General features: G+C 52.4%; 9 protein-coding genes and 1 tRNA gene. 6 read left to right on the top strand and 4 right to left on the bottom strand.

The window, feature by feature from the left end:
* Positions 1-102 precede the first annotated feature (102 nt).
* Positions 103-1746, top strand: a complete 1644-nt coding sequence (locus tag BN3911_RS07820; protein ID WP_066863671.1) for a histidine kinase — start codon at positions 103-105, stop codon at positions 1744-1746.
* Positions 1724-2989, top strand: coding sequence for a response regulator transcription factor (locus BN3911_RS07815; protein WP_066863668.1), 1266 nt, complete (start codon positions 1724-1726; stop codon positions 2987-2989). Before BN3911_RS07820 ends, BN3911_RS07815 begins: the two co-directional genes overlap by 23 nt.
* Positions 2990-3029: 40 nt before the next feature.
* Here BN3911_RS07815 and BN3911_RS07810 read toward each other — a convergent pair whose 3' ends face one another.
* Complete coding sequence (locus tag BN3911_RS07810) at positions 3030-3899, bottom strand: alpha/beta hydrolase (protein ID WP_066863665.1); 870 nt, start codon at positions 3897-3899, stop codon at positions 3030-3032.
* 303 nt (positions 3900-4202) lie between these two features.
* A tRNA-Val gene (locus tag BN3911_RS07805) sits at positions 4203-4279 on the bottom strand.
* A gap of 354 nt (positions 4280-4633) precedes the next feature.
* Between BN3911_RS07805 and BN3911_RS07800 the strand changes: the two genes are divergently transcribed.
* The 4 genes from BN3911_RS07800 (at position 4634) to BN3911_RS07785 (ending at position 12019) form a co-directional block, all read left to right on the top strand.
* Complete coding sequence (locus BN3911_RS07800) at positions 4634-5896, top strand: glycosyltransferase family 2 protein (protein ID WP_066863662.1); 1263 nt, start codon at positions 4634-4636, stop codon at positions 5894-5896.
* Between the two features lie 310 nt (positions 5897-6206).
* A complete protein-coding gene (locus BN3911_RS07795) occupies positions 6207-9956 on the top strand; it encodes a phosphoribosylformylglycinamidine synthase (protein WP_066863659.1) in 3750 nt (1249 codons plus the stop codon).
* Positions 9957-10303: 347 nt separating this feature from the next.
* On the top strand, positions 10304-11512 hold the full coding sequence (gene alr, locus BN3911_RS07790) for an alanine racemase (protein ID WP_066863656.1): 1209 nt from the start codon (positions 10304-10306) through the stop codon (positions 11510-11512).
* Positions 11513-11545: 33 nt separating this feature from the next.
* The gene (locus BN3911_RS07785) at positions 11546-12019 is read left to right on the top strand and encodes a cupin domain-containing protein (RefSeq protein ID WP_066863653.1); all 474 of its coding nucleotides are present in this window, start codon (positions 11546-11548) and stop codon (positions 12017-12019) included.
* A gap of 493 nt (positions 12020-12512) precedes the next feature.
* Here the strand turns inward: BN3911_RS07785 and rhaD are convergent, their stop codons facing one another.
* Positions 12513-13340: a rhamnulose-1-phosphate aldolase gene (gene rhaD, locus BN3911_RS07780; protein ID WP_066863650.1), complete on the bottom strand. Its 828-nt coding sequence runs from the start codon at positions 13338-13340 to the stop codon at positions 12513-12515.
* A 51-nt stretch (positions 13341-13391) separates the two neighbouring features.
* A complete protein-coding gene (locus BN3911_RS07775) occupies positions 13392-14216 on the bottom strand; it encodes a YhfC family glutamic-type intramembrane protease (protein WP_066863648.1) in 825 nt (274 codons plus the stop codon).
* Positions 14217-14222: the final 6 nt, after the last annotated feature.

Here is a 14222-nt window from a genome sequence, read left to right as displayed (position 1 = left end):
GGAATTATAAAAAAAGCGCAGTGTAAGACCGGGCAATATGGATTTATTTGTCGGTACATGCTATATTTGTAGGCAGATAGAGGAAGATTAGAGGATATTCCTATGAAATTTTTGAAGCATATCAAGCTGAACAATATCTTCAACTATGTGACGGTATTCCTGCTTATCCCATTCGCCGTCACGTTAATCCTTCTGTTCGCTTATACCGCTTATACGACCAGGATCCACCAGCAGGGAATATTCCATACCGCGGCGGACGACATTGCGGAAAACGTCGAGGCTTCGCTGGTCGGCGTCATGAATGAGACCCGTATGGCCACCTACTCCAATGACTTTATCTATTTTTGTAACAGCAGCTCCTATGAAAGCGTAGACCGCTATGGCCAGACAGTGATGGCAGAAAGTCAAACCGGTATATTTTCCTATCCGGAGGTGGTCTGCATGGTTCTGAATAATACCAGCTGCGGCTATTATCTTCCATCCTTTCGCTCTTTTGACGCCCTTTTTTTGAGACAGGAGATGGAGGACATCGTCGGCACACTCTCTGCGGAAGGGACGGCGGCTGTCTTGACGGTGCGGGAGGTGAACAGGCTGCCTTACATTTTTTGCTCAATCGCCGATCGGTACGGTTCTATTACTACCGTGGTGGACCCTCGGAAGAATCCGGTCTATGCCAATTACTGTTCCATCTATAAAGAAAACGCCGCTTTTGATTTTTCCGTAAGCGTACCAGAAGACCGCAGAGTCTTTTCAAAGGCTTTGCCGCTTGTTGAGCTGAATCTTTTCTACTCTTATCCCGCTCGCTATCCCTTGTCCGGGATACAAATTACTTTGTTGGCGGTAATCCTCTTTCTGCTGGTGCTGATTCCCTTGTCTTTATGGGCGCTGACCCGTTCCATTTCAAAGCCGCTGAACCTTATCTCCCGTTCGATGGAGGCGATTACTGCCGGTGACTTTGATCAGAGAATACCGCCTGTGAATTCCATAGATGATATCTGCGCCTATGCCAAGGGAATCAATATGATGCTCGACGCCGTCAAACGCTCCAAGGAAGAGGAGATCGACAGCTGTATGGCGGCCGTGCAGGCTCAATTGCAGTATTTCCAGCTGCAGATACGCCCGCATTTTTATCTCAACTGCATGAAGAATCTGAATTCATTAATAGACCTCAAGGAATACGATAAAGCGCAGCTGCTGATTTACGCGCTTTCCAAGTACATCTCTCATGCTTTTTCGGATGCAAAAACCTTTATCACGATTCGGGATGAGTTGGAAGCGATACAAAACTATGTGGAGCTCTGCAACAGCCTGGCTTACGAAATCCACTTGGAATTCAAGCTGAGCGGCGAATGTGCGGGCATGAACTGCATTCCGATGTCGCTGCTTACCTTTGTGGAGAACAGTATTAAGCATACGCAGACAGGCTCCGCCCTGACAGTCTCCATTTCCATAGAGACCTTTTATGCGGGTAACAGTGAGAAAAAACTGAAGTTTACCATACGGGATTCGGGAGGAGGCTTTCCGGAGGAGGTTTTGGAACAGCAGAACCATGTTGACTTGAAAAAGCCAATGTACCGGCGCAGCCATATCGGTATTTTCAATGTACGCTACAGGCTTTTTCTGGTGTTCGGGGACAAAGCCTTCTTGACTTTGAAGAACGACGGCCCCAGCGCTGTTGTAGAAATCGTCACCCCCTGTGAGCAAAGCTCGGAAAGGCAGCTGTATGAATATACTAATCGTGGATGATCAGCCCAGCGTGATTGCGTCGCTGACTTCGACCATAGACTGGCACGCCGCTGGAATTGACCGGGTGTATTCCGCCAGCTCGGCAATTTTGGCCAAAAGTATCCTGCAGACAGAGAATATCCAAATCCTCCTTACAGATATCGAGATGCCGGTGGAAAATGGATTGGAACTGATCCGTTGGGTACGCCGGCAGAAGCGTGAAATCGAATGTATTCTGCTTACGTCCCATGCTGATTTTGCCTATGCGAAACAGGGGATTGAGTTGGGGGTGATGGACTATGTGATACAGCCTGCCAGCAACGCCAGTATCGTGGCTTCCGTGAAAAAGGTAGCCGACAAAATTTCTTTTCAAAATAACAGCGCCCGGATGCATAGCGCAGGTGAGTTTTCCAATTACGAAATCAATCATGCGGCAAAGCATTTTTTCAAAACTTGGCCTGATCTTCAGGATAGCGAAAACTTTGAAGCGCTGCTTGCAGAAAAAATCCGGCGTCTTAACGAGCTTGGCTGCCCCTGCAGAGAAGAAGACAGCTGTGTCTTTTTCCTCACTGTAATTCGGGAATGGTATGCGCTGCCTCTGCCGGAGCTGTCCTGCAGGAGCCGGTACGCAGAAGTGATGCAGTCGGTGTTTTCTTTTGCAAACGGATATACCACCACCTACTCCAAGGATGATTCCCACTTTTTTACAATGTTGTTTATGCCCTCCTATGATGATATCAAGGACTATTTCGAAATACTTGAAGAGCAGGTGAAGGAGACGCTGAGCTGCTCAATTGGTATTTTCTACTGTCCCGCAAGCTTCCGGGAGCTGCGGTCGGCCGTCCGGTATGTGACTGCTATGGAGTATTTGGAGTACAAAAATACGGACAATAATGTGACAAAGCTTTATCCCACTGCTGAACATAGGAATTTAGACGCGGCTTCGCAGAACTACCGGGATTACTACCAGCAGATTAAACAGTATATCCGGGATAACGTCGCCATGCAGATCACCCGGCAGGCCATTTCTGACCATATCCATATTTCTCCGGACTATATTTCTCACATCGTGCGCACGATTGCCGAATGCTCGTGTAAGGAATTAATTGTTCGGGAAAAGATGCGGTATGCCCGTGCGCTTATTCAGACTACCTCGAAATCCATCGGAGATATTGCCGTGGAATGCGGATTCGATTCTTTTGCCTATTTCAGTAAAGTTTACAAATCGATTTACGGGATCAGCCCAAAGTCTACCAGAAAATGAAAAAGACAGGAGGGGAAGCACCCTCCTGTCTTTTTTATTTTTAGGGGTAAAGATAGTGGCGTTTTAAGGGAAGAAGCTCATCGAGGCCCTCTTTCATGTACTTCTCCCACATTATCCAATCGTGGTCATAGCCTTCGGCACAGATATATGTCACAGGATGTCCCAGTTCCTGCAATGCAGCGACGTCGCCCTCCACGCGCTTGCGGATGAATTCTTTGCTGCCGCAGGCTATGATCACATCGGTCAGCTCAACACCTTCCTCCTTGTTTTTCTTGGCAGCCGGATACAAGTCCCACCTGGAACCGGGAAAATTCTCCGGTTCGCCAAACGCGACCTGATAGGAAGGCATAAATTTACGGAAATGATCGCTCGCCATCTCTTCTACCATGGTTTGTGTGACCAAAGTCATGCCGATACCGCCGGAAATGTCCAAACAGGAGCGATAGAGGTCCGGGCGCAGAACAGCCATGCCCAAAGCTACGTTGGCACCCATGGCATAGCCCATAATGAAGTTGTCTTCCCGTTTGGGAGAAGAGGGAAAGATCGTCTGAATGATTCTGGGAAGCTCTTCTGTCAGGTAAGTAAAATAATTGCCGCCGGCGCAGTCTGTGCCGAAAAATTGGAAATCTGGACAGACCAGCATAACCTTGTTTGCCTGGGCATAGCGTTCGAGCGCGACATAACGGGCTGATACAGATTGATCCTCGCCGCCTCCGTGCATGACATAGACGGTCTGAAATTTCATTCCAGGCTCGTAAACATAGGTTTTGCGCCGGCCGATGGGGTTTTGTCCCCGGGCCTCAAATTCTTCAGGTTTGAAAAAGCTGAGATCGTCTGTGGGAAGGATTGCGGTGAAAGGAACGTTTCTGGAAATGGACTGGCTTTTGTAATTGTACTGGATCAATGCCATAGTAAGTTCCCCTTTCATAAGATTATATTTAACATACCCCGTTGCTTTTTATTTTTCTATAACATTTCCGGTGTGATTTTTAAAAAACGAGTACTTGTCTGCAGAGGGATAGCCTTCTAACCGGCATGGAGAGCGACTGCCTGTTTCGCAGCGAATGCATCTTTCAAATCTCTCTCCTCCTTATCGACTGCACTTTTCTTTGGAGGAGAATGTATCAGCATTCAGCTTCTAAAAGGAGCTTATAGCGTGGGAAGTAGCTTGAAAACAAAAAATCTGCGGTCCGCAAAATGCGAACCGCAGATTTGGTGGGCGCTAACGGACTTGAACCGCTGACCCCCTGCACGTCAAGCAGGTGCTCTAGCCAGCTGAGCTAAGCGCCCGGGTTTTGTTGCTGTATTATCTTACAGCATTCGCTGAGAAATTGCAACCCCTAATTTCAAGATATCCAAAAAAAATTCATTTCTCTCTGCGCCGTTATGAATTTGTAAGAAAATCATCGTGTTGTTTTTAATTTGTTCACAATATAGTTTTATTAAGCTTCTGGCTGTGCTATAATAGCCCGGCGAAAGAGAATGCACTTTGCGCAGGAAGCGTCGGGAGAGAGCAAGGCTTCCCCCATATAATGACATGAACCGTAAGGTAATAGCTTGTGAGGATTCCGGCCTGTTGAGAGAAAGTTGAGATTTGTTTGAGACAATGAGGGCCCGGGATGGAAAGAAAGGCAGGGTATCAGCATGAAGACACTATCCTATTTGAATTTTATTTTGGCGGCGCTGTTTGCCGCCTGTTATTGCTATCAGTTTGTTTTTTTGGTCGTTCGCCTGCTGCGGAAAAGGCGGACTTTTCAGGCGCAGAAGCTGTGCCGCTATGCGGTGCTGATAGCGGCGCGCAATGAAGCCGAAGTGATCGGTCAGCTGCTGGACAGCGTCCGGGGTCAGGATTATCCGGCCGAGCTGATAGACGTCTATGTCGTGGCGGATAACTGCACCGACGAAACGGCGAAGATAGCCGCCGCTCACGGCGCAGTGGTTTTCGAGCGAAAAAACAGGGAACAGGTTGGAAAGGGCTATGCATTAAACTTTCTCCTCTCAAAGCTTAAAAATGAACTTCCTGAAAAGACCTACGATGGCTATTTTGTATTTGATGCAGACAATTTGCTGGATTCCCACTATGTCACAGAAATGAATAAGGTGTTCTCCAACGGCAATAAAGCTGTAACCAGCTATCGGAATACGAAGAACTTTGGGGACAACTGGATTACGGCAGGCTATGGAATGTATTTTCTGAGAGAGTCGGAATATCTTAACCGTCCCAGGGATTACCTGCATACCAGCTGCGCCGTTTCCGGCACCGGTTTTCTGTTTGCAGATGATCTCTTGGAGGACTGCGGAGGCTGGAACTATTTTCTGCTCACAGAGGATTTGGAGTTCTCTGCAGATCTGATTGCCAGGGGTGAAAAAATCGCTTACTGCGGCGACGCCATTATTTACGACGAGCAGCCCCGGGGCTTCAAACAGTCGATTATCCAGCGTTCCCGCTGGATAAAAGGATACTTACAGGTAGTGGCGAAGCGGGGAGGCGCCCTGGTGAAAACCATGGCCAATACCGGAAATTTTGGCTGCTACGACATGCTGATGAATACCATCCCCGTGGTGGTGCTTACAGTGCTGGGCATCGTGCTCAACACGGTTATGTTCATCCTGGGAATTACCCAGGCAAGACAGGAAATGGGCATTTTCTTTGGCTCTGTGCTGATTGGTAGCATAAATTCCTATCTTCTGATGTATGTCATGGGAGCGATGACGCTGGCCACCGAGTGGAAGCGTATCCACTGCAGCCGGGCGAAGAAACTGAAATATTCCTTCACCTTCCCGTTTTTCATGTTCTCCTTTGGCATTGCCATGCTGGTTGCTGTTTTCGGCAGTACCGAATGGAAGCCGATCAAACACACGGTTGCCCTCTCCATTGGAGATATCGGAGGGGATACCCGCAAGTGATTTTGGAAGTTTCATAGAACTTTCTTAAAAAATGCAAGAACTGTATTTATAAAAAAACGCTCTTGTGGTACAATGAGGTGAATCCGAATTGTCCGCGGGAGCGGTTCTTTTTTATTGGGATAACGGATGGAAAGAATCTTCTTCGCAGCCCTGTTACATCCCTTGGGTTGGCGGGAAACCGAGACGTTTCGGGATTATCATGTGTTCTCTGCAGCGGGAGCTGCCGTCTTACAGGAAAGAGACAGCGGTGGTTCCTGCAAAAATTCATTTGATAACAGGAATGACAAAGGGAAAGGACGGTCGTTCGACTATGGTAACGCGCGTTTTTGTGGAAAAGAGGAAAGGGTTTGATGTTGAGGCCAACCAGATGAAGGCTGATCTCAAGAAAAACCTGGGCATTTCCGGTATTGAGGAAGTACGTATTCTCAACCGGTACGATGTTTCGGGCCTGAGCGAGGAGCAGTTTCAGGCGGCGGCCCGGACTATTTTTTCCGAGCCCAACATGGACAGCGTCTATGGGGAGGAGTACCGCCTGCCCTTGGAATACCGGGCCTTTGCCACGGAATACCTGCCCGGCCAATATGACCAGCGGGCCGATTCCGCCGCACAGTGCATTCAGCTGCTGACGCAGGGGGAGCGTCCCGCCGTACTTACCGCCAAGGTGATCGGCGTGAAAGGAAATGTGACCGAGGAAGAGTTTGAAAAGATCAAAACATATCTGGTAAACCCTGTGGAATCCCGTGTGGCCTCTATGGAGAAGCCAGAATCCCTGGAACTGCAGTCGGAGCGTCCTGCGGATGTTGCCAGGGTGACAGGCTTTATCTCCTGGGATGAGGCTGAGATGAAGCGTTATTTTGATTCTATGGGATTTGCCATGACCCTTTCCGATCTGCTGTTCTGCCGGGATTATTTCCGGGACGAGGAAAAGAGAGATCCCACGGTGACGGAGCTGCGGGTGATCGATACCTATTGGAGCGATCACTGCCGCCATACCACTTTCCTGACCCGGCTCGACAGGATCGAAGTGGAGGAGGGCAAGCTCAGCAAGGCGGTGGAGCGTGCCTTGAAGGAATACCTTTCTGTGCGGGAGGAGCTGTATGCCGGAAGGGAAAAACCTGTTTCCCTGATGGATATGGCCACTATCGGCGGGAAATATCTACGGAAAAAGGGCCTGGTACCTGATCTTGATGTGAGCGATGAGATCAACGCCTGCTCCGTCGAAGCGCCCGTCACCATCGACGGGAAAACGGAGACCTGGCTGATTCAATTTAAGAATGAGACCCACAACCATCCAACAGAGATTGAACCCTTCGGCGGCGCCGCCACCTGCCTGGGCGGTGCAATCCGTGACCCTCTGTCCGGCCGGGCCTATGTGTACCAGGCCATGCGCGTGACGGGCAGCGGAGATCCTACCCTCCCCTTTGAAAAGACTTTGCACGGCAAGTTGCCTACCCGGAAAATTACCACTGGGGCAGCGTCCGGCTATTCCTCCTATGGAAACCAGATAGGGCTTGCCACTGGGCAGGTCACCGAGCTTTACGATCCCGGCTATGTGGCAAAGCGGATGGAAATCGGAGCAGTGATCGGCGCCTCTCCCAAGGCCAATGTAAAGCGGGAAGAGCCGGAGCCGGGCGACATCATTGTGCTGCTGGGCGGGGCCACCGGCCGCGACGGCATCGGCGGAGCCACCGGCTCCAGCAAGGCCCACACGGAGAAATCGGTGGAGGTCTGCGGCGCTGAAGTACAGAAGGGCAATCCGCCTACAGAGCGGAAAATTCAGCGGTTGTTCCGAAACGCGGAAGCCGCAGCCCTGATCAAGCGCTGCAATGATTTCGGCGCGGGCGGCGTCTGTGTGGCCATCGGTGAGCTGGCTCCCGGTTTGAAGATCGATCTCAACAAAGTGCCGAAAAAATACGAGGGCCTAGACGGTACCGAGCTGGCTATCTCGGAATCCCAGGAGCGTATGGCCGTAGTTCTGGATCCCGGCGATGTGGAGAAGTTCTGCGCAATGGCGGCGGAGGAAAACCTGGACGCCCAGGTTGTTGCCATTGTGACGGAGCAGCCCAGGCTGAAAATGGAGTGGCGGGGCGACCAGGTTGTAAATCTTTCCCGTGCTTTTCTGGATACCAACGGCGTTACACAGAACGCCGATGCCTACATCTCTTCGCCTGCGTCGGAGAATTACAGGGAATCCGTGCCGGAGAGTTTGAAGGAGAAAGAGGGTGTCGACGCCCTCAAGGCAGATCTGGCCCGGCTGGAGGTCTGCGGTCAGAAGGGGCTTTCCGAGCGGTTTGATTCCAGTATCGGCGCAGCCACGGTGCTGATGCCCTTTGCCGGGGAATACCAGCTGACGCCGGAGGAGGCCATGGTGGCGAAGATCCCGGTGCTCGACGGCGAGACGGACGACGCCACCGCCATGGGTTACGGTTATGTTCCGGGAATCGCCCGGTATTCTCCTTTCCTGGGGGCTGCCTATGCCGTGGTGGAGAGTCTTTCCAAGCTGGCGGCGGTGGGCGCAGACCCGCTGAAGGCACGGCTTACCTTCCAGGAATATTTTGAACGCCTGCATGAGGACCCAAAGCGCTGGGGCAAGCCCGCAGCCGCCCTGCTGGGGGCTTTGTCCGCCCAGCTGGGATTGGGGCTGCCCGCCATTGGCGGAAAGGACAGCATGTCCGGTTCCTTCGAACAGCTGGATGTCCCTCCCACGCTGGTGAGCTTTGCGGTGGCCATGACGAAGGCCAGCAGCACCATCTCTGCCGTTATGAAAAACGCCGGTTCCCGTGTGGTGTTGCTTCAGATTCCCCAGACAGAGGACGGCATGCCTGATTGGGAGCGCCTGAAGCATTATTACCGCAGTCTGAAACGGCATATTGAGATCGGCGATGTGATTTCCGCCGGGGTAGTGCGGGAAGGCGGTGCGGCGGCCTGCGTTGCAAAAATGTGCTTTGGAAACAAGATGGGCTTTAAATTTGAAGAGGGACTCTCCAAAGAAATCCTCTTTGCGCCCAAGGCCGGCGCCATTGTGGCGGAGCTTTCCAGCGAAGCCGAGGTGCGCAGCGACCGGGTGGTCACGCTTGGACATACTGTCTGCTGCGATACCGTGGAACTGGGTGGGCAGAAGTGTAGCATCGATGAATTGATTGACGCCTGGAACGGCACGCTGGAAAAAATCTTTCCGAATTACGCGCCGGAGGTAGAGATCACGGCGGATATTCCGCTGTGCAGCGAGAGGAACCGCAGGGCTCCGGCTATTAAGGCTGCGCGCCCCAGGGTCTTTATTCCTGCGTTCCCGGGTACCAACTGCGAGGTGGATACTGCCCGCGCCTTTGAAAAAGCGGGTGCTGAGACAGAGATCCTGGTGGTGAAAAACCTTTCCGTACACGACATTGAAGAAACCATTGACCGGATGGAAAAGGCGATCCGCTCGGCGCAGATTGTCATGCTTCCCGGCGGTTTCTCCGGGGGCGACGAGCCGGAGGGTTCCGGTAAGTTCATCGCCACAACCTTCCGCAATCCCAAGATTGCCCAGGCGGTCACAGACCTTCTGGAGACAAGGGACGGCCTGATGCTGGGTATCTGCAACGGCTTCCAAGCGCTGATCAAGCTGGGTCTGGTACCCTATGGAAAGATTACGGAGCCTAAGGAAGACGATCCCACTCTGACCTTCAACAGCTTGGGCCGTCATGTTTCAAGAATGGTCTATACCAGGGTGACCAGCACCAAATCTCCCTGGCTGGCTGGAACCAGGGCTGGGGAGGTCTATACAATACCTGTCTCCCACGGCGAGGGGCGGTTTGTGGCTGACAGCAAAGCGCTGCGCAGCTTGATTGAAAACGGCCAGGTCGCCACCCAGTATGTGGATCCCAACGGTACCGTCAGCGGGGATATTCATTGGAATCCCAACGGTTCGGTCTGCGCCATCGAAGGCATCACCAGCCCTGACGGCAGGATTTTTGGCAAGATGGGCCATTCAGAGCGCAAGGGCGAAAACCTCTATAAAAATGTGCCTGGAAAGAAAGATCAGCTTCTATTTGAATCGGGCGTGAAATACTTTAAGTGATAGGGCAGCAGATGCGTGGCTTTATCGAGGGAGGAGAGGCTTTTTCCTCCCTCTGCTTTATGAAAGGGTATCGTGAGAGAGCGTGGCATAAAAGTCTTGGGCCGTCTTTCTTTTCAGAAAGACGGGTCCATCGGGAGCATCCTGGAAAATTGTGGGAGGGAGTTCTTCAATCCCATGCGAACGAGGGCGCGAAATAAAAGTCTTGGGCCTTCTTTCTTCAGAAAGACGCATCCATCGGGAGTATCCCACAAAAACGCGGAAGCGAGTTCTCCAATTCCATGCGAGCGAGGGCGCGAAATAAAAGTCTTTGGCCGTCTTTCTTCAGAAAGACGGGAAGGTGGCAGCAGATGAAAGAAATATTGAGGCGGACCTGGGCAGAGATCGATCTTGATGCCCTGGCCCGGAATTATGAACAGGTACGAAAATGTATGGACCCTAAAGCGAAGCTTTGCTGTGTGGTAAAGGCGGATGCCTATGGCCACGGAGCAGTTCGTATGGTCCAAGAATTCGAACTTCTGGGAGCGGACTGGTTTGCCGTTTCCAATCTGGAGGAGGCCCTGCAGCTCCGGCTGGCAGGAATTCGGAAGCCGGTGCTCATTTTGGGTTATACGCCTGCGGAGGAGGCGGCTTCCCTTGCGAAATATGAGATTTCTCAGTGCGTGTATTCTACGGAATATGCCAAAGAGCTTTCCAACTGTGCGCAGACGGCAGGCTGTACCGTGAAAATCCATGTGAAGATCGACACGGGAATGAGCCGCCTGGGTTTCTACTTTCAGGACATCAACCGGGACGCCGGCGCAGTGGAGGAGGTCAAGGCGGTTTGCGGGCTGCCGGGACTCTATCCCGAAGGCATCTTCACCCATTTTGCCGTTTCCGACGAAGGCCGTGAGGGCGATATTTTCACCATGCGGCAGTACGGTTGCTTCAAAGAGATGATTGAGGCTCTTCTCAGAGAAGACGTATCTTTTGAGGTGCGTCACTGCGCCAACTCGGCCGCGGTGTTCGACCATCCGCTCTGCCATCTGGACATGGTGCGGGCAGGAATCGTTCTCTATGGACTCTATCCCTCTGAAGATGTGCGGAATAGGCCCAAGCTGACGCCGGTGCTATCCCTGAAATCTGTGGTTTCCCATGTGAAGACCATTCGGGAAGGAGCCACGGTCAGTTACGGCAGGGATTTCCGGGCGGGCGAAGACCGAAGGGTTGCCACAGTTCCCATCGGCTATGCGGACGGCTACCCCAGAATCCTGTCTCCGGAAGGGGCGCAGGTGCTCATCCGGGGAAAGCGCTGTCCCATTTTGGGCCGCATCTGTATGGATCAGCTGATGGCGGACGTCACCCATTTGGAGGAAGTACAGGAGGGCGACATAGTGACGCTGATCGGCAGAGACGGGGATCAATGCATCATCGCTGACGAATTGGCCAAATGTGAGCACAGTATCAATTACGAGGTGGTCTGCGGCATTTCCAAGCGAGTGCCCCGCGTCTATCTGAAGGGCGGAAAGACGTCCAGCATCTATAACCAGCTGCTGGACGTGCCGGAAGTGAAAAGCTGAAGCGCGGCTTGGAAGGAGAAAGGCGGTATCGGAATGAGAAAAGAGATTTTGCTGACCAGCCGGGATATGCTGCCCGTGCGGGAAAAGGCGGAGCATGAACTCTATGAGTACCGGAAACAGGAAATCACAAGCCGGGCGGAGTTTGATACCTGCTATGCGGCGTTTTATGAGATATCTCCCGGAAAGGCCAACTACCCCTATCATTATCACACGGCAAGCACAGAACTTTTCTATATCATAGGCGGCGAAGGCGTTCTGGAAACGCCGGAGGGTGAGAAAAGAGTGAAGGCGGGCGACGTCATTGTGTGTCCTCCGGGGGAAAGGGCGGCACATCTGCTGCGGAATCCTTCTGAGACGGAGACGCTTTCCTACCTGGATGTGGATACCGTGCAGTCTCCGGAGGTGGTGCGCTATCCGCGTTCCGGCAAAACGGGAGTCATCGTGCATAACGTCTCCGCAGGCTTCTTCCGGGATGCTGACAGTGTGGACTATTATGAGGGGGAATAACAGAAAACTGGCTTTCCATACCTGGTCCCACTTCTGTGTGGACTTTGCCTGTTTCTGCATTTTGTATGGCGCCTTTGTTCGGCGAAGTAACCGTTGGGATAGGTCTGTCTGTTTTTTAGTCCTTTGGGCCGTGGTGCTTGCGGCAATCCGCCTCCTGCGGATATATCGGAACAAGAAATCGGAGAAAAGCGAAAACGGTGAATGCTTTTTTTATTGTTCTGTTGAATTTCTTACTCACAGCTTTCTTAGAGGGAATCGGGATATTTTGTATCATCAGGAGGAAGAAATTCATCTGCTACAGCTTTCTTTGCAACCTGCTGACAAATCCTCTGCTGAACCTGCTGGTCAGCCAGGTCTCGTTTGCTAAATAGAAGTAATACAAACAGGAAAGGCAGGAAAAGCTTCCTTCCTTCATAAAATCTATGGGTAAAAAGGAACGCCGCTCTGCCTGGAAATGGGTTTCCAGGCAGAGCGGCGAATTAAATTAAAATGATTACAGCTCCAGGTAGCCGGGACGGGGCGTCAGGCCAAAGGCTTTTGCCAGCTCAGCCAGCTCGGCATCGGTGATAGACTGTTTGATAGGACGGTCCCCGATCTTCATATATACCTCAGCCGCCTTTTCCACGGTCTCTACCAGGCCGAAGGCTTCGTCGATGCTGCTGCCTACGCCGAAAATACCGTGGGCAGCCCAAATGACCACCCGCACGTCCTGGATTTTTGCAGCGGTGGCCCTGCCGATATCCAGAGTTCCGCATACCATCCAGGGGATCACGCCAACGCCTTCCGGGAACACTACCATGCATTCGGTAATCATCCGCCAGAGAGTGCGGGTGAATGAGCGCTCGTCCAGATCGTGCACAAAAGTCATGGCCAGGGTGTTGCCGGGATGGCAGTGGAGTACCACCCGCTGCTCCGGATCGATCTTCATCCGTTCGGCGTGGTTGAGCAGGTGGGTGGGGAGCTCGCTGGTGGGTTTGCCGCCATCCTCATAGCCCCATAAAAGCTCGATTTCACTGCCGTTTTCCGCCACCCGGAAAATCCCCAGATTTTGAGCGGGACAGGCAGCCACATTCTTAAAGTATTTTCCCGTTCCCGTCACCAGGAACAGCTCTCCGCGAAGTGCGGAAGCGTCAAAACCGATGTCGATCCGGCGCTTGACGGCGGTAAGGTCCAAATACTGGGAGGTCAGCTCCGGATCCAGACGGTAGCTGAGATTGCCGCCGTTGCGCTCGTCCCAGCCCAGCCGGTACATGTTGGAGATTACATCCACCACTTCTCGAAGAAAAGGCGCCTCTTCGATGGGATACATCTTTTTGAGCATAGTATTTACCTCGATTCAATTACTTTTACAGCAGCCGAAAAACAGGAAGGGCTAGGAGGTTCCGGCCCCTCCTGTTTCTGCGTTGGGAAACCAGCTCCGGCTTTTCCGAAAGAGAAAACCGCACAGCAAAGCCAGGGCAAATAGAAGCAGCTCAATAGGCCAAATGCCCAGGGGCAGCAGCGCCACACAGTTGAATACCGTGTGAGCCAGTATCGCTGCCGGGTACAGTATCCATTTCCGTCTGGCTGCTGCCAGGAACACCAGCGAGGTGGCAAACAGATGAAACAGTACGGCGGAAAGCCGTTCCAGCAATCCTGCAAGGATATCCGGAACCCGGACCGCAGACAGCTGGGCGGTAACCAGCTCCAGCTGTCCCGCCGGCAGCAGCTGGGCCAGAAGCTGGGAACTGCCGCTGCTGACCAGAAAACAGAAGATGAGGTTGTTGATATGGGTGAGCCCGGCGAGCAGAATCACTTCACAAAAAGCGTGGCCCAGACCGAAAGAGAGCGCGCCCTCAAAAGTGCGGTAACCCGGCCTTGCCGGCCCTCCCGGGAATGCGGGCTTTCTGGGGCCCAGCAGTGCCGAGCCCCCCAGCCGGGCTGTCTCCTCAAACAGCCCGGCGGTAAAGGCCAGCAGCAACCCCAATACAACGGGGTGAAGGACGGCGAAATTTTGATACCATTCCTGTGTGGAGAAAGCCTGAAGCAGAGGAATGCGCGTGAGCACCTGAGAGAGCAGAAAGGAGAGAAAACCAAAGCCCAGGGGCAGCAGGCTGATTTTTTTCTTCCATGCCAGGATCAGGATCAACATGATGGGGAACAGCAGCGTCAGGAAAAGGGCCAGTGCAAAGGTCAGGATCACAGGTACAGAAATCATGGAAGC

Origin of the sequence: Neglectibacter timonensis (assembly GCF_900048895.1) — a bacterium.
Taxonomy (GTDB): domain Bacteria; phylum Bacillota; class Clostridia; order Oscillospirales; family Acutalibacteraceae; genus Acutalibacter; species Acutalibacter timonensis.
Note: the sequence above shows the minus strand (reverse complement) of the source record. Positions and strands in the feature narration are given on the sequence as shown.

Excerpts from the sequence above, each read along its gene's own strand:
- BN3911_RS07820 (WP_066863671.1), top strand. The coding sequence starts at position 103 with ATGAAATTTTTGAAGCATATCAAGCTGAACAATATCTTCAACTATGTG.
- BN3911_RS07815 (WP_066863668.1), top strand. The coding sequence starts at position 1,724 with ATGAATATACTAATCGTGGATGATCAGCCCAGCGTGATTGCGTCGCTG.
- BN3911_RS07810 (WP_066863665.1), bottom strand. The coding sequence starts at position 3,899 with ATGGCATTGATCCAGTACAATTACAAAAGCCAGTCCATTTCCAGAAAC.
- BN3911_RS07800 (WP_066863662.1), top strand. The coding sequence starts at position 4,634 with ATGAAGACACTATCCTATTTGAATTTTATTTTGGCGGCGCTGTTTGCC.
- BN3911_RS07795 (WP_066863659.1), top strand. The coding sequence starts at position 6,207 with ATGGTAACGCGCGTTTTTGTGGAAAAGAGGAAAGGGTTTGATGTTGAG.
- alr (WP_066863656.1), top strand. The coding sequence starts at position 10,304 with ATGAAAGAAATATTGAGGCGGACCTGGGCAGAGATCGATCTTGATGCC.
- BN3911_RS07785 (WP_066863653.1), top strand. The coding sequence starts at position 11,546 with ATGAGAAAAGAGATTTTGCTGACCAGCCGGGATATGCTGCCCGTGCGG.
- rhaD (WP_066863650.1), bottom strand. The coding sequence starts at position 13,340 with ATGCTCAAAAAGATGTATCCCATCGAAGAGGCGCCTTTTCTTCGAGAA.
- BN3911_RS07775 (WP_066863648.1), bottom strand. The coding sequence starts at position 14,216 with ATGATTTCTGTACCTGTGATCCTGACCTTTGCACTGGCCCTTTTCCTG.